Source organism: Rhizobium sp. YTUHZ044, assembly GCF_051123975.1.
Classification (GTDB): domain Bacteria; phylum Pseudomonadota; class Alphaproteobacteria; order Rhizobiales; family Rhizobiaceae; genus Rhizobium.
The window spans coordinates 4,629,972-4,646,624 of record NZ_CP101426.1 but is presented as its reverse complement, the minus strand read 5'-3'; the positions used below and the strand labels follow the sequence as shown (position 1 = coordinate 4,646,624).

The 16,653-nt window shown below is 62.7% G+C and carries 17 protein-coding genes and 2 pseudogenes; 10 read left to right on the top strand and 9 right to left on the bottom strand.

All coding sequences use genetic code 11. The features are described 5' to 3' along the window. Window positions 1–41 precede the first annotated feature (41 nt). From NL154_RS22725 to NL154_RS22710, 4 genes are all read left to right on the top strand, one after another. Complete coding sequence (locus NL154_RS22725; RefSeq protein WP_434733387.1) at window positions 42–719, top strand: FadR/GntR family transcriptional regulator; 678 nt, start codon at window positions 42–44, stop codon at window positions 717–719. Then, window positions 716–2,005 (top strand): CynX/NimT family MFS transporter, encoded by a 1,290-nt coding sequence (locus tag NL154_RS22720; protein ID WP_434733386.1) that lies wholly within the window; start codon window positions 716–718, stop codon window positions 2,003–2,005. Before NL154_RS22725 ends, NL154_RS22720 begins: the two co-directional genes overlap by 4 nt. Before the next feature lie 88 nt (window positions 2,006–2,093). Next, entirely contained in the window at window positions 2,094–3,620 is a 1,527-nt protein-coding gene (locus NL154_RS22715; protein WP_210629479.1) for a S10 family peptidase, read from the top strand. Window positions 3,621–3,630: 10 nt separating this feature from the next. Beyond that, entirely contained in the window at window positions 3,631–4,032 is a 402-nt protein-coding gene (locus NL154_RS22710; RefSeq protein ID WP_221163611.1) for a GFA family protein, read from the top strand. 296 nt (window positions 4,033–4,328) lie between these two features. On the opposite strand, the gene NL154_RS22705 is transcribed toward NL154_RS22710, so the two are convergent. The 4 genes and pseudogenes from NL154_RS22705 to NL154_RS22690 form a co-directional block, all read right to left on the bottom strand. Beyond that, a complete protein-coding gene (locus tag NL154_RS22705; protein WP_221136311.1) occupies window positions 4,329–5,102 on the bottom strand; it encodes a DUF1236 domain-containing protein in 774 nt (257 codons plus the stop codon). 101 nt (window positions 5,103–5,203) lie between these two features. Beyond that, entirely contained in the window at window positions 5,204–5,599 is a 396-nt protein-coding gene (locus tag NL154_RS22700; RefSeq protein WP_221153594.1) for a DUF1236 domain-containing protein, read from the bottom strand. A gap of 130 nt (window positions 5,600–5,729) precedes the next feature. After that, a complete protein-coding gene (locus NL154_RS22695; protein ID WP_168295355.1) occupies window positions 5,730–5,996 on the bottom strand; it encodes a BON domain-containing protein in 267 nt (88 codons plus the stop codon). A gap of 382 nt (window positions 5,997–6,378) precedes the next feature. Next, window positions 6,379–6,513: pseudogene (locus tag NL154_RS22690) on the bottom strand (DUF1236 domain-containing protein); the annotation flags it as partial. 101 nt (window positions 6,514–6,614) lie between these two features. Here NL154_RS22690 and NL154_RS22685 point away from each other — a divergent pair. Then, window positions 6,615–6,899, top strand: a pseudogene (locus NL154_RS22685) (HlyD family type I secretion periplasmic adaptor subunit); the annotation flags it as partial. A 30-nt stretch (window positions 6,900–6,929) separates the two neighbouring features. On the opposite strand, the gene NL154_RS22680 reads toward NL154_RS22685, so the two are convergent. Beyond that, entirely contained in the window at window positions 6,930–8,513 is a 1,584-nt protein-coding gene (locus tag NL154_RS22680) for a peptide chain release factor 3 (protein WP_210629482.1), read from the bottom strand. Window positions 8,514–8,603: 90 nt separating this feature from the next. Between NL154_RS22680 and dut the strand changes: the two genes are divergently transcribed. Together dut and NL154_RS22670 are read left to right on the top strand one after the other, a co-directional pair. Further along, on the top strand, window positions 8,604–9,074 hold the full coding sequence (gene dut, locus NL154_RS22675; RefSeq protein ID WP_221145776.1) for a dUTP diphosphatase: 471 nt from the start codon (window positions 8,604–8,606) through the stop codon (window positions 9,072–9,074). A gap of 56 nt (window positions 9,075–9,130) precedes the next feature. Then, entirely contained in the window at window positions 9,131–9,904 is a 774-nt protein-coding gene (locus tag NL154_RS22670; protein WP_210629484.1) for a hypothetical protein, read from the top strand. Between the two features lie 79 nt (window positions 9,905–9,983). On the opposite strand, the gene NL154_RS22665 is transcribed toward NL154_RS22670, so the two are convergent. Beyond that, window positions 9,984–10,448: an Lrp/AsnC family transcriptional regulator gene (locus tag NL154_RS22665; protein WP_210629485.1), complete on the bottom strand. Its 465-nt coding sequence runs from the start codon at window positions 10,446–10,448 to the stop codon at window positions 9,984–9,986. A 112-nt stretch (window positions 10,449–10,560) separates the two neighbouring features. Here NL154_RS22665 and NL154_RS22660 point away from each other — a divergent pair, with 112 nt between their 5' ends. The 3 genes from NL154_RS22660 to cysK all read left to right on the top strand — a co-directional run bounded on the left by NL154_RS22660 (window position 10,561) and on the right by cysK (window position 13,299). Next, a complete protein-coding gene (locus NL154_RS22660) occupies window positions 10,561–11,460 on the top strand; it encodes a DMT family transporter (RefSeq protein WP_434733385.1) in 900 nt (299 codons plus the stop codon). A gap of 114 nt (window positions 11,461–11,574) precedes the next feature. Beyond that, window positions 11,575–12,192, top strand: a complete 618-nt coding sequence (locus tag NL154_RS22655; protein ID WP_210629487.1) for a LysE family translocator — start codon at window positions 11,575–11,577, stop codon at window positions 12,190–12,192. A gap of 144 nt (window positions 12,193–12,336) precedes the next feature. Continuing rightward, a complete protein-coding gene (gene cysK / locus NL154_RS22650; protein WP_221145771.1) occupies window positions 12,337–13,299 on the top strand; it encodes a cysteine synthase A in 963 nt (320 codons plus the stop codon). Between the two features lie 95 nt (window positions 13,300–13,394). Here cysK and NL154_RS22645 read toward each other — a convergent pair whose 3' ends face one another. The 3 genes from NL154_RS22645 to NL154_RS22635 all read right to left on the bottom strand — a co-directional run bounded on the left by NL154_RS22645 (window position 13,395) and on the right by NL154_RS22635 (window position 16,620). Further along, entirely contained in the window at window positions 13,395–14,927 is a 1,533-nt protein-coding gene (locus NL154_RS22645) for a YifB family Mg chelatase-like AAA ATPase (protein ID WP_434733384.1), read from the bottom strand. A 154-nt stretch (window positions 14,928–15,081) separates the two neighbouring features. Further along, window positions 15,082–16,029, bottom strand: coding sequence for a glutathione synthase (gshB, locus tag NL154_RS22640; RefSeq protein ID WP_210629490.1), 948 nt, complete (start codon window positions 16,027–16,029; stop codon window positions 15,082–15,084). 87 nt (window positions 16,030–16,116) lie between these two features. After that, window positions 16,117–16,620, bottom strand: coding sequence for a cupin domain-containing protein (locus NL154_RS22635; protein ID WP_210629491.1), 504 nt, complete (start codon window positions 16,618–16,620; stop codon window positions 16,117–16,119). Window positions 16,621–16,653: the final 33 nt, after the last annotated feature.

The following is a 16,653-nucleotide window of genomic DNA, read 5'->3' as shown; positions in this document are numbered from 1 at the left end:
CTTCTACTCATAAAGTCATCTGATGACTTTATGAGTAGAAGATGCAGGCGCTCAGCAAGACCAATCTCGCCGATGAGGCGATCGAGGCAATCCGCAGCGACATTGTCGGCAAGCGCTGGGCAGTCGGCGACAAGCTGCCGAACGAGGCCTCGTTGTCGGCCATGCTCTCCGTCAGCCGCGGCACGGTGCGCGAGGCAGTGCGGGTTCTTGTCTCCCAGGGTTATCTCGAAACCCGGCAGGGGTCGGGCACCTATGTGCGTTCGACCAGCGACGCCGGCCGGCCGCTGACCATGGCGCGGCGCGCCAGCCTGCGCGATCAATTCGAAGCGCGCTTAGCACTCGATGTCGAGGCGGCACGACTGACAGCAATGCGCAAGACGCCGGAGACGATTGCCGAGCTGCGCCGGCTGCTGAACGAACGCGGCAGTTACGCCGACGGCGATGAAGCCGCCTTCATCGAACGGGACCTCGCCTTCCACAAGGCGGTCATCGCTGCTTCCGGCAATCGGGCGATGATCGAGATCTACGATTTCTTCTCGGCTTCGATCGCCGACACGATTGCGGCGACGCTCGGCAAGGATATTCCCGAACCCGACATGCAGGCGCATGTCGATATCGTCGATGCGATCGACACCGGCGATCCCGGACAGGCGGATGCGGCGGTGCGCCGATTCATGGCGCCCGTTCTTGCTGCACTCGATCGGATGATCCTGTCATGAACACGCCTTCCAACAATGCCGCCATCACGCTTGACGTGGCCGACGAATGGCTGATCGATGCCGAGGCAGGCAGCTTTCCCGCCCCGCAGGCAGTGCCGGTATGGGATGGAGCAGACAGTTTGCTGCTCGGCGCCAGCCTCGTGCTGATCGCTTTCAACCTGCGCCCGGTCTTTTCGAGCGCCTCGGCGCTGCTGCCGGAGATCCGCTCCGAACTCGGGCTGAGCGCGCTTGGCGCCAGTCTGCTGACGACGCTTCCGGTCGTCTGCCTCGGCGTCTTCTCGCCGCTTGCGCCTCGTCTTGCCCAGCGCATCGGAACCGAACGCACACTGCTCGGCGTTGTCCTGCTGCTTGCGCTCGGCACAGCCATGCGCGGGCTTTCCTCCGTGCCGCTGCTCTTTATCGGCACGGCCCTTGCCGGTGCCTGCATCGCCGTCGGCAACGTGTTGCTGCCGGGACTGGTGAAGCGGGACTTCCCCACGCGCGCCGCGCTGATGACCGGCTTTTATACGATGGCGCTCTGCGCAGGTGCTGCCAGTGCGGCCGGGCTGACGCTGCCGATCGAACATGCGCTCGGCGGCTCTCTCCAAGGCGCGCTCGCCGCCTGGGCGCTGCCGGCGCTCGCCGTCGGCCTCATCTGGTTGCCGCAGGTCCTTCGCGGCGGTGCCGAAGCAAGGCGAAACGGCTTTCGCGTCGACGGACTCTGGCGGGACCGGCTGGCCTGGCAGGTGACGCTGTTCATGGGGCTGCAATCGGCGCTTGCCTACTGCGTCTTCGGCTGGCTGGTTCCCATCCTGCGCGAACGCGGGCTCGACGGCGTCACGGCCGGGGCGATCGTTTCGCTCTCGGTGATGGTGCAGGCGGCCTCCTGCCTCGTTGTGCCGCATATCGCCGTGCGCGGCCGCGATCAGCGATTGATCAATGCCGGCCTCTGCGGCGTCGCCGTCACCGCTCTGCTCGGGCTGCTCTTTGCGCCGCTTTCGAGCGTCTGGCTGTGGGCGGTGCTGCAGGGCATCGGCCAGGGCGGACTGATCGCGGCCGCCATGACGACGATCGTGCTGCGCTCGCGCGATCCCGATGTGGCCGCCCATCTCTCCGGCATGGCGCAATGCGTCGGCTATCTGCTCGCCGCAATCGGCCCGCTGATCGTCGGCCTCATCCGTGGCTGGACCGGAAGCTTTTCCTGGTGCGCGGTTCTGTTCATCGCGCTCGGGCTGGGGGCCGCGATCAACGGCTGGAGGGCCGGCCGAGCGCTGGAGGTGAATGTGCACGCGGTCGAGAAAGTCTAGCCCCACCTGTCCATCACCATCTCTTGATGCCGGTCGTCAGCCGCGGATGCTACGCTATCTCAGCCTGCATCCGCCCGGAGGACAAATCGTGCGCATACGAACCCTGTTTCTGCTCACCGCGTTGATGGCGTCGCTGGGGCCTGCCCTTTCCCCAGCGCAGGAAAGCGGCGGGCGCCAGGCAAATGTCGAGCGCAGTGCGCGCGACGGCGTGCTGAAGCTGCTGCCGGCCGACTCCGTCACGGAGCACGAGTTGACGGTCGACGGCCGGAAGATCGCCTACACCGCGACCGCCGGCACTCTCGATCTCTTCGGTCAGGACGGAGCGCAAACCGGCGCGATCTTCTACACCGCCTATGTCGCCAGCGGTGGCGGGTCGGATCGGCCGCTGACCTTTGCCTTCAACGGCGGGCCGGGCGCAGCCTCCGCCTTTCTGCATCTCGGGCTGGTCGGGCCCAAAGTGCTCGATTTCGGGCCGCAGGCACGTGACGGCGCCCATGCGAAACTCGTCGATAACGAGCAAAGCTGGCTCGATTTTACCGATCTCGTGCTGATCGATCCGATCGGGACCGGCTGGAGCCGGACGGCGAAGGCGGACGACGCCTCCAACTATTACAACGTCAACTCGGATGCCCAGAGCATCGCCAAGGCGATCGCGCTCTATGTCGCGCATAATAATCGTTCCAACTCGCCGAAATATCTGCTCGGCGAAAGCTATGGCGGTTTCCGCGCCGCCAAGGTCGCCTCCGCCCTGCAGGAAAGCCAGGGCATCGTCGTCGCCGGCGCCGTGATGCTCTCGCCGCTGCTCGAAGGGCAGCTGATGTTCAATGCCGACCAGTTCGCGCTCGGCGCGGCGCTCGAGCTACCATCGCTGGCTGCGGCCGAACTCGACCGGCAAAATGGCTTTACCGAGGAGAAGCAGAGGCAAGCGGAGCGTTTCGCGCTCGGCGACTATTTGACGACGCTCGCCGGCCCGCCGCCGACGGGCGCCGATGCCGCAGCCTTCTATGGCAGAATCGCCGGGCTAACCGGCATTCCGCAGGATATCGTCGCCCGCAATCGCGGTTTCCTCGGCAATTCCTTCGTCAAGCACTCGGACGGCGGCGGCCAGGTGGCAAGCCCCTACGATGCTTCCTTCGCGGCGCCCGATCCCTATCCGGAATCCGATTACGACCGCGGCGATGACGCCATCCTCGATGGCTTCACGCGCGCCTATGGCGGCGCCTTCGCCGATTATGCCCGTAACGAGCTCGGCTTCAAAACCGAAATGACCTATTCGCTGCTCGACAGCGACATCAGCCGGCGCTGGGACTGGGGCGGCGGCCGCGGCGGGTCACGCCTCCAGGCGAGCGCCACCGACGACATCAGGCAGCTGCTCGCTTCGAACGCGGCCTTCCATCTGCTGATCGCACATGGCTACAGCGATCTGGTGACGCCGTACAGCGTCAGCCGCTATGTGGTCGACCACCTGCCGCCATCGCTCGCCAGTGTCCGTGTCGGGCTGAAACTCTACCATGGCGGCCATATGTTCTACACAAGTGCCGATGAACGGGCCGCCTTTACGGCGGATGCCAAGACCTTCTATGCCGCCCGCCCGGCCGCACAGCCGGCGGATTGAGGAGTTGCCGATGCATATAACGGGAGGATGTCATTGCGGCGCGATCCGCTATCAGGCGGAAATCGACGCGGAGCGGGTTTCGATCTGCCATTGCACCGATTGCCAGCGGCTGACGGGCTCGGCCTACCGCGTCACCGCGCCGGCGCAACCGGAAAGCTTCACGCTTGTTTCGGGTGAACCGCGCAGCTATCCGAAACATGGCGACAGCGGCGCCCTCAGCCGGCAATTCTTCTGTGCGAATTGCGGATCACCGCTCTATCGAACCGATGGCGAAGGCGGCTCGATCGGTATCCGTCTCGGCAGCATCGACCAGCGGCGGGACCTGACGCCAAAGAAACAGATATGGTGCCGGTCGGCTCTGGCCTGGGCGGAAAATATTCAGCCGCTGCCGCGGTTTGATGGCGAGGACTAGCTAGCCGAAGGAGGTTGCGAGGGCCCAACTATAACCGGCAAGGAACGCTGGGGTCTAAGGTTATCCATCGAGTTGATCTCAGCGCGAGAGAAGTTTCGCAATAAGGTTAGTAACTCAGAGCTAATTGACCATCTTTGAACCATGTCATCCTATTCTACGTTGTCGAGTCCCTCCGGCCGGCGGCACGGGTAGTGCAAAATGCCCCGCAATTTGCGGGGCATTTTGCTTGTTGGCCGGCTGCCTCGACATGGAGCGAGGCAAGATGTCGATCGGCAAACGCCGCCAAGACCCGGGCGTCAGGCCTCGATAATGTAGACGATCGTCAAAGCATTCGGATCGACGATAACGATCCGGCCATCCGCAAGGATGAAGAAGCGATAGCCTTCATACTGCGGAACGATCTTCACGATGCGCGGCGGCAGTGGTTCGAGCCGCACCTTCTTCGGGATTTTCACCCCGAGGGAGACCGTGAAGTCAACCTCCTTCACCGGCGCTACATGGACCTCCTTCACCACCGACCGAATTTCGGTCTGCTGTTCGACCGAGATGTTGACGTTGGTTTCGGACGAGCTCTTGTTTGTCGTCGCATTCTGGTCGGTCGACTGCTTCGTCGCATCGCCGCCCTGCGTGGTGGTGCTTTTTGCCCCTGAGGTGGCCCCGCCGCTGGTCTCGGTGCTGCCGGATTTGGCGGTGGGCTTCTGTTCGGTGGTGGTGCCACCGCCGGCGTCTTGCGATCCGGATTTAGTTTCCGTTGAAGCCTTACCGGAAGCAGTTCCGCTCGTCGAGCTATCGGTCGCAGGCTGCTCGGCCCTCTTCTGGGTGTCCGAACTGCCGGACTTCTGCTGCGATGACTGAGCCTTGCCCTGTGGGCAGGCTCCCGAAGCGTCGGGGGTGCAGTCGGTGCCGGTCTTGCCGGAGCCCGCCTGCGAACCGGAGTCCGTGCTCTGGGAACCGGATTGGGCTTGATTGCCGCTCTTGGTGTCCTGCTGGGCTACAGCCGGCAGTGTCGCCAGCGGCGATACGCTGAGTGACAGTGCTGCCACGAGCATGGCAAAATGGTTGCTTTTCATAATTCATTCTCCAACGTTCGAACACGCCCTGCAGTCCGCATTCCAATGCGCCACATGCATGCCCTGATTATTTGGAAGGGGCGGCGGGAGCTGCCCTTCGGTCACTGAAGGACCTGGATCACCTTCCGGGAGGAAGGTTCGACGATCACACGCTCATCGTTGACGATCGCGTATGCATATTTCGGATCATCGGGAACCGGCGTCACGACGACGGTCTCCGGCAGAGGCTGTCCGACGACGACCTTTTCCTTCACGACGACGCGCTTGGTCGGGGCGGGAGCCTGTTGAACATAGGTGACGACCTTCTGCGGCGGCGGATCGATGACGCTGCCCGCAACACCGCCGACAATGCCGCCAACCGCCGCGCCCACCGGGCCGCCGACAACTGCACCCGCTGCAGCGCCACCTGCAGCACCAGTCACCGTAGATGACTGAGCGAAGGCAGACGTCGATGCCAATAGAATACTAGCGGCAATTCCTACTGCTTTGATATCCATGTGTTTTCCTCCTTTGATGCGGTTGATTCCGCTGGAGGGTCAAACCTGAAACCGGAACAAGTGTTCCGGCACCGGGACTTCGTGCCGTGGACGTTGTCGGACTTTAGTCCTAGCCCGCAAGTACAGTCCATTACTGCGTCGGGAAGCGGCTTAGCATCCGGTCGTGGACGTTCTCCCCGCCCACGATCAGCGCGGCAACCGAGATGACTCTGTCACGGTCTGCGGCTTTTGTGATATAGCCTTCGAGTAGTACGACAGGGCCGAGCATCCTGATCTCGATGGCGCTGCTGTCGATGTCCGGATCGGCAGAAAGGGCTGCTTTGATCGTTGCGATGATCGAGGCAGAGCGATGACCTTCCGAGCAACGCTCCTCATGATTGTTGGCGCCGAACTTCATATCCTCCTCCTGATACACCCCTCCGCGGACCTTCACGTTATTTGAATCAGTATATGCGCAGCCCGTCCTGAGACGGCCAGTCCGACTTAGGTCCGTCTTTCCGTCGGCACGATCAGGCTAGGTTTCCTCATCCCTGCTGAAAGGAGAGAGGTTTTAGCGATGTTGCCGTATTCAGTCAGAACTTCGCTGGTGAAGCGTTGTCGACCCATGTCGGGCGTCGCTTTTTGAGAGTAAAGGGGCTCTTCATGCAAACGATTGGATAGTGGATTGGCATAGAAGCGAAGCTTCGCCCTTCCTATGCTTGCAACGAGCGGTCAAGAAAAGAATGGTTGATCCGATCGCTTGGCAAGGTTGCCGGAGCCCTTGTCGCGGTATGGCCGACAGTGACGGATGGCGTTTCCTGGTTCATCACATAGGTTTTGACCTCGCCAGGAACGACAAGCGTCGCAGTCTGCGCGACCGCAACTCCCCCAAGTGATAGAAACACCGATACGGCAGAGATGACCAGTATTTTTATGTTATCCTCCGAGGGATCTTGAGTGTCCCGGCAGAGCGCTACCGATAGGATATGGTTCCTCCGCTACACGGAATGCCTGCGGGCATGTCGCTCCCGGATAGCCGGCGCGCGTCAGTTTCCCGGCCTTTGCCCGCTACAACCTGCCGCTGCTCGACGGCGTCGTGGAGATCGTATCGGCCGACATGATGGTGGAGGAGCGCAGCGGCGCGCCTTATTTCGCCGCGACCGTCGTGATCGACCAGAGCGAGCTTGCCAAGCTGGACGGCCGCAAACTCCTGCCCGGCATGTCGAGCGAGACAATGATCCGGACGGGTGCCCGCACCGTGCTTTCTTACCTCGCCGAGCCGATCACACAGAACTTCCGCCGGGCGATGCGGGAAAAATAGCCGCAGCCCGCACGCTTCCCAAAATCCCGATCACGCCGCCTTCGCGGCGTGATATTCCTTGATGGCGACCATCTTGATCGCCGGGTAACGCTCCGCCTCGTAGCGTAGCGAGAAGGCATCCTGGGCGAGGAAGACCGGATCGCCGTCGAGATCGCGGGCAATATCCCCGCGCTTGACGGTGAGGAACTTGTCGAGATCGGCCGGCTGATCGGCGGAGATCCAGCGGCAGACGGAGAAACGCGACATTTCGAAGGAGACCGGCAGGCCATATTCCGCCATCAGCCGCTCCTTCAGGACATCGAGCTGCAGGGCGCCGACGACGCCGACGATCGCTGGCGAACCGTCTTCCGGCGAGAACAGCTGGACGACGCCTTCCTCGGCCATCTGCTGCAGCGCTTCCTTGAGCTTCTTCGCCTTCATCGCATCTTCGAGACGCACGCGGCGCAGAATTTCCGGCGAGAAGTTCGGCACGCCTTGGAAGACCAGCGATTCCCCTTCGGTCAGCGTATCGCCGATGCGGAGCGTCCCGTGGTTGGGGATGCCGACGACATCGCCGGCATAGGCCGTGTCGGCGAGCTGGCGCTGCGAGGCGAAGAAGAATTGCGGCGCCGTCAGGCCGAGCTGCTTGCCGGTGCGGGCGAGCCTCGCCTTCATGCCGCGTTCGAGCTTACCCGAGCAGATGCGGGCAAAGGCGATGCGGTCACGGTGGTTCGGATCCATGTTGGCCTGAATCTTGAAGACGAAGGCTGTCATCTTGTCGTCGGTCGCATGCACGGTCCTGGTGTCGGCGACCTGGTCGCGCGGCGGCGGCGCGAATTCACCGAGCGCGTTGATAAGGTCGCGAACGCCGTAATTGCGCAGCGCCGAGCCGAAGAAGACGGGCGTCATATGGCCTTCGAGGAAAGAATCGCGGTCGAAGGGGCGGCAGGCCTCGATGGCAAGCTCGGTCTCGTCGATAAAGGCCTGGCGCTCATTTTCCGGCAGCCTGTCGGCGACGGCTTGCGGGCCGTTGACCGGCGTCGTCTCGACTTCGGTGTCGGAACCGCGGGCGGTGCTGTTGGCGAGATGATAAGAACCGCAGAAGGTCTTCGAACGGCCGATCGGCCAGGTGATCGGCGCCGTATCCAGCGCCAGCTTCTCTTCGACCTCGTCGAGGATCTCGAAGGGATCGCGGCTCTCGCGGTCCATCTTGTTGATGAAGGTGATGATCGGGATATCGCGCATGCGGCAGACTTCGAAGAGCTTTAGCGTGCGCGGCTCGATACCCTTGGCGGCATCGATGACCATGACGGCGGCGTCGACGGCCGTCAGCGTACGATAGGTGTCGTCGGCGAAATCCTCGTGGCCTGGTGTGTCGAGGATGTTGAAGACATTGTCGTTATATTCGAAGGTCATCACCGAGGTGACGACCGAGATGCCGCGCTCACGCTCGATCTTCATCCAGTCGGAGCGCGTCTGCATGCGGTCCTTCTTTGCCTTGACTTCGCCGGCAAGCTGGATGGCGCCGCCGAACAGCAGCAGCTTCTCGGTGAGCGTCGTCTTACCCGCGTCCGGGTGGGCGATAATAGCGAATGTGCGGCGGCGGGAGACCGCCTCGGCGAGGCTTTCGGCCATGATGTGAATCCTGTGGAATTGCCGCTTAACTAGCGATTAAAGGCCGCGATTGCAATTGACCCCGGCCGCTCACGCGCAAAGTAATGGGCCATGACCATTCATCACGATCTCAGCCCGACGCTGAACCTCATCCGCCTGGCCAATGGCGAGGGCCTCGACCTGCCCGCCTATGAAAGCAAAGGGGCGGCCGGCATGGACCTGCGCGCCGCCGTCGCCGACGGCGAACCGCTGACGCTCTCGCCCGGCAAGCGGACGCTGGTGCCGACCGGCTTCATCTTCGAAATCCCCGAAGGGTTCGAAGGACAGGTGCGGCCGCGCTCCGGCCTTGCCTTCAAACACGGCATCACCTGCCTGAATTCGCCCGGCACCGTCGACAGCGACTATCGCGGCGAGGTGAAGGTGCTCCTCGCCAATCTCGGCGAGGAAGCCTTCACCATCGAGCGCGGCATGCGCATCGCCCAGATGGTGATCGCGCCGGTGACAAGGGCGCGGATTTTGGAGATCACCGAAGCGAGCGAGACCATACGAGGCGCAGGCGGCTTCGGCTCCACCGGCGTTTGATCAACGGTTCGAATGAAGCAGCCGAACGGTTGATGAGCAGCGTTGTGGGGGCGCTTATGCTATTCAAGAAAGCGCGATGGGGCGTAGTGATGGGTCTAGCGGCAGCGCTGATTGCGACGCCGGCGCTTGCGATCGATTCAACAAAGCTTCAGTCAATTCGCTCATCTTTGTCTGTGGAAGAGATCGTGGCTTTTGCCATGGCGAAGTCGACAGCGCCGATTCTCGACATCGACAAAACAATCGAGATGAACATCATCCTCAATGCAAAGGGTATGGAGCGGAGCGATGTTCAAGATTTGCAGCTCGAGTTTTTGCGCGTGTTTTTTGGGCTCATGGCTTACACAGACGTTCGTCTCAATTTCGACGCGAGCCATTCGATCGACTACTCAGTTGGATCGCCATATACCCCTTTTGGCAATCAAAACCAGCCGTCAAACACCCAGACCGTCGAAGTGTTCGTTGATCGTGATGCGCTCAAGCTTGCAAAATTGGGCCAAATAGCAGTCCACGACATAGACACGCTTCGAAGCAAGCCGGACTCATTAGAATGTTACCATGAGCGCCGGAAAGGATATCCGGTTATCAACGTGATCGTCGACCGCGATATCAATCCGGTAGGCTGCCTTTACACGGTTCTGCTGCAGTCGATCGGACTTGAGGGACCTTTCGGTGGGGTTGCAGCAACATATCGCGCCGGAGACGTTCCGGGCTTCAGGCGCAATGGCGAAATGGCGGCAGCATATGCCATTCATGAGTGCCGATCCCTTATCGGTGGAAAAGATCCGTTTGAGAAATGCCTGCGCGATGTTCTGGACGCCGGCAAATGGTGAGCGCCTAAGCGCGTCCATCACGAAGACTTCCCTTTTTCAGCTTTCGTTGATGGCGACTTGAGGGCCGCCCGGACTATATCTATTTCCCACGTGAAAGCGGCGGCAGACGGCGTTTGACGGGCGACGACTTGATCATCGAGGTGTTGGTCTCTGCCCGTTCGGCAACCTTGTCGAGGATGCCGTCGAGCTCGGTCATCGAGCGCACCACCAGACGGGCGATGAAACAATCCTCGCCCGTCACCTTGTCGCATTCGACGATCTCGGGAATTTCCTGAATGAGGCGCTCGACGATGTGCAGCTGTCCTGGCAGCGGCCGCACGCGGATGATCGCCTGCAGCGGATAACCGACGGCGGCCGGATCGAGATCGATTGTGAAGGCCTTGATGACGCCGCGCTCCTCCAGCCGGCGCAGACGCTCGGCGGCACTGGGCGAGGAGAGGCCCACCTGCTGTGCCAGCTCCTTCAGCGAGATGCGGGCATTGCCGGCCAGCGCTTCGAGAATGGTCTGATCGATTTCATCAAGCATCTGGGCGCCGTTAGGCATCAGCGTTTCCTTTCCTTTTATTATTAGGCAATATCGGGGAAATTCATTCCTATCTTTATATAATTTCGCGTAGGGCCGCAATATTATCACCTCAGCAAAAACGGAGGCGATCATGAGCAGCGATATCAAAAGAGGTTCGGTGGAAATGACGGCAGCGATGCTGATCTCGGGGACGATCGGCTGGTTCGTCGTCATGTCGGGTCAACCGGTCAGCGGCGTGGTCTTCTGGCGCTGCCTGTTCGGCGCGCTGACGCTGCTCGTCATCTGCGGCGCCCTCGGGCTGCTGCGGCCCGGCATCATCACGCTGCGCGCCTTCGGCATCGCGGTTTTCGGCGGCGTCGCCATCGTCGTCAACTGGCTGCTGCTCTTCGCCTCCTATTCGCATGCGACGATCTCGATCGCCACGACCGTCTACAACACCCAGCCCTTCATGCTGCTGGTGCTCGGGGCGCTGTTCCTCGGCGAGAAGATCACCGCCGCCAAGCTGTTCTGGCTGACGCTCGCCTTTGCCGGCATGGCGGCCATCGTCGAAGCGAAACCTGAGGCCGGCGGGGCATCGGACGGCTACGGCCTCGGCATCCTGATGGCGCTGGGTGCGGCCTTCTTCTACGCGCTGGCAGCCCTTGCCGCGAAATGGCTGAAAGGAACGCCGCCGCATCTGATCGCGCTGATCCAGGTCGCAACCGGCATGCTGATGCTGGCGCCGATGACGACGTTTTCGCAGCTTCCCGGCGATGCCGGCGGCTGGGCGATCCTGGTGACGATCGGCGTCGTCCATACCGGGCTGATGTATGTGCTGCTCTACGGTGCGATCCAGCGGCTGCCGACTCATCTGACCGGGGCGCTGTCCTTCCTCTATCCGATCGCCGCGATCCTCGTCGACCGGCTGGCCTTCGGCCACGCGCTGCAGCCGATGCAGATCGCAGGCGCTGCAATCATCCTGCTTGCCGCCGCCGGCATGAACCTCGGCTGGAGCCCAAGATGGCTGCGGCCGAGGGCGCTTCAGGGCTGAGGTATCGGCAGGCACGCGGCGGCAGGCATTCCTTCTGGTGATGCATCCATCAGCGCCGGTGGATTGATGGCACGGCCCAGCGGATATAAAACGGCGGGGAAGAGGAGCCACCCCATGAGCTTTGCCGCCTTGCTTGCCTATGCCGGAGCGTTGTTCATCGCCGCGGCCATTCCCGGCCCCGGCATCACCGCCATCGTAGCGCGTGCGCTCGGCTCGAATTTCCGCGAGACCTTCTTCATGGGCCTCGGCCTGGTGCTCGGCGATATGACCTATCTCACAGCGGTCATTCTGGGCCTGGCTTTCGTCGCGCAGACCTTCGCGGAAGTCTTCCTCATCATCAAGGTCGCCGGCGCTCTTTATCTCGGCTACATCGCCTGGAAACTGTGGACGGCAGGGCTGCTGCCGCAGGATATTGCCGCGAAAAAATCCGGCAATGTCGGCCTGTCCTTCCTCTCCGGCCTGCTGGTGACGCTGGGCAACCCGAAGACGATGCTGTTTTATGTCGCACTGGCGCCGACGCTGATCGATATCGGCAATATCACCCTGCGCGACTATGCGCTTCTGCTCGCCGTCACCTTCGTGGTGCTGATCACCGTGCTGGTGCCCTATATGCTGCTTGCCGCGCGCGCCCGCACGATGCTGAAACAGCCGCGCGCCCTGCGGGCGCTGAACCGGGTTGCAGCCGGCATCCTTGCGGGCACGGCGGCGTTCATCGCGACGCGGGCAGCCTGAAATAAACATCCGCCAAGAGGCGGTTTTCAAAGCTTATTTTCTCTCCGCCACCCCCGCCCGGCGCGAACGCGCTCTGGTCTCATTCCGTCTTTGACCCTATTCTCCTCCTCGATTTCAGGGAATGAAGTCCAAAGGGAGAGAACCATGTCGCACAAACCCGGCCGCGGCCGCATCTATTCCTCGATCACCGAGACCATCGGCGACACGCCGCTGGTGCGCTTCGACAAGCTGGCGCGGGAAAAGGGCGTGGTGGCAAACCTGATCGGCAAGCTCGAATTCTTCAATCCGATCGCATCCGTCAAGGACCGCATCGGTGTGGCAATGATCGAAAGCCTGGAATCGCAAGGCAAGATCACATCAGGCAAGACGGTGCTGATCGAGCCGACCTCGGGCAATACCGGCATCGCACTCGCCTTTGCCGCCGCCGCCAAGGGATACCGGCTGATCCTCACCATGCCCGAGACCATGTCGGTCGAACGCCGCAAGATGCTGGCGCTGCTCGGAGCCGAGCTGGTGCTGACGGAAGGGTCGAAGGGCATGAAGGGCGCCATCGCCAAGGCCGAGGAGCTCGCCGCCTCCCTTCCCGACGCCATCATTCCGCAGCAGTTCGAAAACCCGGCCAATCCCGAGATTCACCGCAAGACGACGGCCGAGGAAATCTGGAACGATACCGACGGCACGGTCGATATCGTCGTCTCGGGCATCGGCACCGGCGGCACGATCACCGGCGTCGGCCAGGTGCTGAAGAGCCACAAGCCCGAGATCCAGATCATCGCCGTCGAGCCTGCCGATTCGCCGGTGCTCTCAGGCGGTAATCCCGGCCCGCACAAGATCCAGGGAATCGGCGCCGGCTTCGCGCCGAAGATCCTCGATACCGGCATCTATGACGAGGTCGTGACCGTCACTAATGACGAGGCCTTCGAACAGGCCCGCCTCATCGCAAGGCTCGAAGGCGTGCCGGTCGGCATCTCCTCCGGCGCGGCGCTGACGGCGGCGATCAAGGTCGGCAGCCGGCCGGAGAATGCCGGCAAGAATATCGTCATCATCATACCGTCTTTTGCGGAACGGTATTTGTCGACGGCGCTGTTTGAGGGGTTGGGGAGCTGAATAGCGAATAGCGAATAGCGAATAGGATGTAACCTGCTTTGCGGCGGGCAAGCCGATTAACTAGTCGCTATTCGCAACTCCCTATTCGCTTGCGCTCAGGCGGCCGCCGTCAACCTCTCGCCGGCGATCCGGTAGGAGATCGCCTCAGCCAGATGCAAACGGCCAACGGTCGGTTTGTCGTCGAGATCGGCCAGCGTGCGGGCGACCTTGAGGACGCGGTGGTAGCCGCGGGCGGAGAATTTCATCTTGTCGGCGGCGTCGCGCAAGAGCTGCAGGCCGCTCGCATCGGGTTCGGCGAGTTTTTCGATCATTGATGTGGAGCAGCGGGCATTGGTGCCGATATCCCTGGCGCCGGCGCGCGCGAAGCGCTCCTGCTGGATCTCGCGGGCGCGGGCGACGCGGCGGGCGACGTCGGCGCTGGACTCGGCCGCCATCGGGCGGATGAGATCGGCGGCGGAGACGGCCGGCACATCGATGCGGATATCGATGCGGTCCATCAGCGGCCCGGAGATGCGGGCCTGGTAATCGCTCATGCAGCGCGGGCCACGGGCGCAGGTGTGGCCGGGCTCACCGGCCATGCCGCAGCGGCAGGGGTTCATCGCCGCGATCAGCTGGAATTTCGCCGGATAGGAGACGCGGTGATTGGCGCGGGCAATGACGCATTCGCCGCCTTCGAGCGGCTGGCGCAGCGCATCGAGCGCCTGCGGCGTGAACTCGGGAAACTCGTCGAGGAAGAGCACGCCGTGATGGGCGAGCGAGGCCTCGCCCGGCCGGGCGCGCAGACCGCCGCCGACAAGGGCGGCCATGGTGGCGGAATGATGCGGGGTGCGGAAGGGCCGGCGATCGGACAGCTTGCCGCCGGTGAGCTGGCCGGCGATCGAATGGACCATCGACACTTCAAGCAGTTCGGCGGGCGAAAGCGGCGGCAGGATCGACGGCAGCCGCGACGCCAGCATCGATTTGCCGGAACCGGGAGGCCCGACCATCAGGAGATTGTGGCCGCCGGCGGCCGCCACCTCGAGCGCACGTTTTGCGCTTTCCTGGCCCTTGATCTCGGCAAGATCCGGCAGGTTGGCGGCATTGGCGCGGATCGACGGCTCCGGCCGGGAGAGCACCTGCGTGCCGCGAAAATGATTGGCAAGGGCAATCAGGCTGCGCGGTGCGAGAATATCGACCTCGGCGCCGGCCCAGGCAGCCTCGGCGCCGCTTTCGGCCGGGCAGATCAGCCCCTTGCCGAGAGCATTGGCGCCGATCGCGGCCGGCAGCGCGCCAGCGATGGCGGCGATGGTGCCATCGAGATTGAGCTCGCCGACGACGACAAAATCCGACAGCGCATCGGCGGGAATGGCGCCGAGAGCGGCCATCAGCGCCAGCGCGATTGGCAGATCAAAATGCGAGCCTTCCTTCGGCAGATCGGCGGGCGCCAAGTTGACGGTCACCCGTTTGCCCGGCAGCGCCAGGCCGGAGGCGTGAAGGGCGGCCTGAACGCGCTCGCGGCTTTCAGCGACCGCCTTGTCAGGCAGGCCGACGATCTGCATGCCGACCTTGCCAGGCGCGATCATGACCTGGACCTCGACCGGCACGCCTTCGATGCCCTGGAATGCTACCGTACTGACACGCGCGACCATATGCCCACCCTTGTCCCGCAAACTCTTAGAGACCGCCCCGTGGCCGTTGAAAGCCAGCGGTTGCAATCTGGCACGGAAGCAGGACTAAAACAAGAACAATAAAAGAACGCAGGCGGATAAGCAGCAGTAATCGCGGTTGTACCCGATCGCAGCCTCAGCCGCGCTTGCGCTCGATCGCGTCCCAGAGCAGGGCCGCGATATCGGCGCCGCCGAACTTCCTGACCTCGCGGATGCCGGTCGGCGAGGTGACGTTGATCTCGGTCATGTAATCGCCGATCACGTCGATGCCGACGAGCAGGAAGCCGCGTTCCCTCAGCGCGGGGCCGATGCGGGCGCAGATTTCCTTTTCGCGCGGCGTCAGTTCGGTCGCCTCGGCGCGGCCGCCGACATGCATGTTGGAGCGGCTGTCATGCTCGGCCGGCACGCGGTTGATGGCACCGGCAAACTCGCCGTCGACAAGGATGATACGCTTGTCGCCCTTGCGCACGTCGGGCAGATATTGCTGGGCGATGAAGGGCTCGCGGAAGAGTTGGCCGAACATTTCCAGCAGTGAGGAGAGGTTGCGGTCGTCGCGGGTCGAATGGAAGACGCCGGCGCCGCCATTGCCGTAGAGCGGCTTCAAGATGATGTCGCCCATCTCGTCGCGGAAGCGGCGGATTTCGGCGGGATCCTTGGTGATCAGCGTCTTCGGCATCAGATCGGCGAATTCGGTGACGAAGATCTTCTCCGGTGAATTGCGCACCCAAGCCGGATCGTTGACGACGAGCGTCTTCGGATGGATGCGCTCGAGGAGATGCGTCGAGGTGATATAGGCCATGTCGAAGGGCGGATCCTGGCGCAGCAGCACCACGTCCATGGTCGAGAGATCGACGCGCTCGGGCGCGCCGAGTTCGAAGTGATCGCCCTTGACGTCACGCAGCAGCATCGGCTCGACGCTGGCAAAGAGCTTGCCGTCGCGGAAGCTCAGGCGCTCGGGGGTATAATGGAAGAGCCTGTAGCCGCGCGCCTGCGCCTCCAGGCTCATGGCGAAGGTGGAGTCCCCTGCGATATTGATGCCGGCGACATGATCCATCTGGACCGCTACATTGGTGATCTTGGCCATTTCCGTCCCTCGCTGAATGCCGGACAGATGTAGGTCGGCCCGGCATCAAACGCAACGGTCATCGAAGGCTTGCGGCAGTCGCCATTTTCAGGCGGCGATGCCCTGGCTGCCGCCGTTGCGCAGCATGTTGCGCAGACGGTAGGCGATTGCCAAAGGCTTCGGGAAAGGCTTGCGCAGGAAGGCGACCTTGCGGACGTAACTGTCGACCCGCCAGCTCGCCCAGGTTCCACCTGCGAAAAAGGCGACGTCGCCGGCGCACAGGGTCCGTTCCGTGCCGTCCTCGGCGGTGATATGGACCTCGCCTTCGAGGATCATCACGGTCTCGTCCCAGCCGAAATACCAGCGGAATTCGCCCGCCGTGCAGTCCCAGATCGCCGTCAGCGACGCCTCGTCATGGCCGCGCGAATGTTCGGCGGTGCGGGCTTCCGGATTGCCGCTGATGATCCAGTCGGGATTGATCGGCGTCGATTTCAGCGGCAGGTGGTCGCTCGCATGCGCGACGAAGGACTTCCCGGCCGGCTTCAGCGCGATATAAGGCACCGAGCGCGCAGCCATGCCGACCGCACTTGCAAGCATCATCTTCCAGGCCACGCAACAACCCCCAATTCTTAATCCCTACCGCGA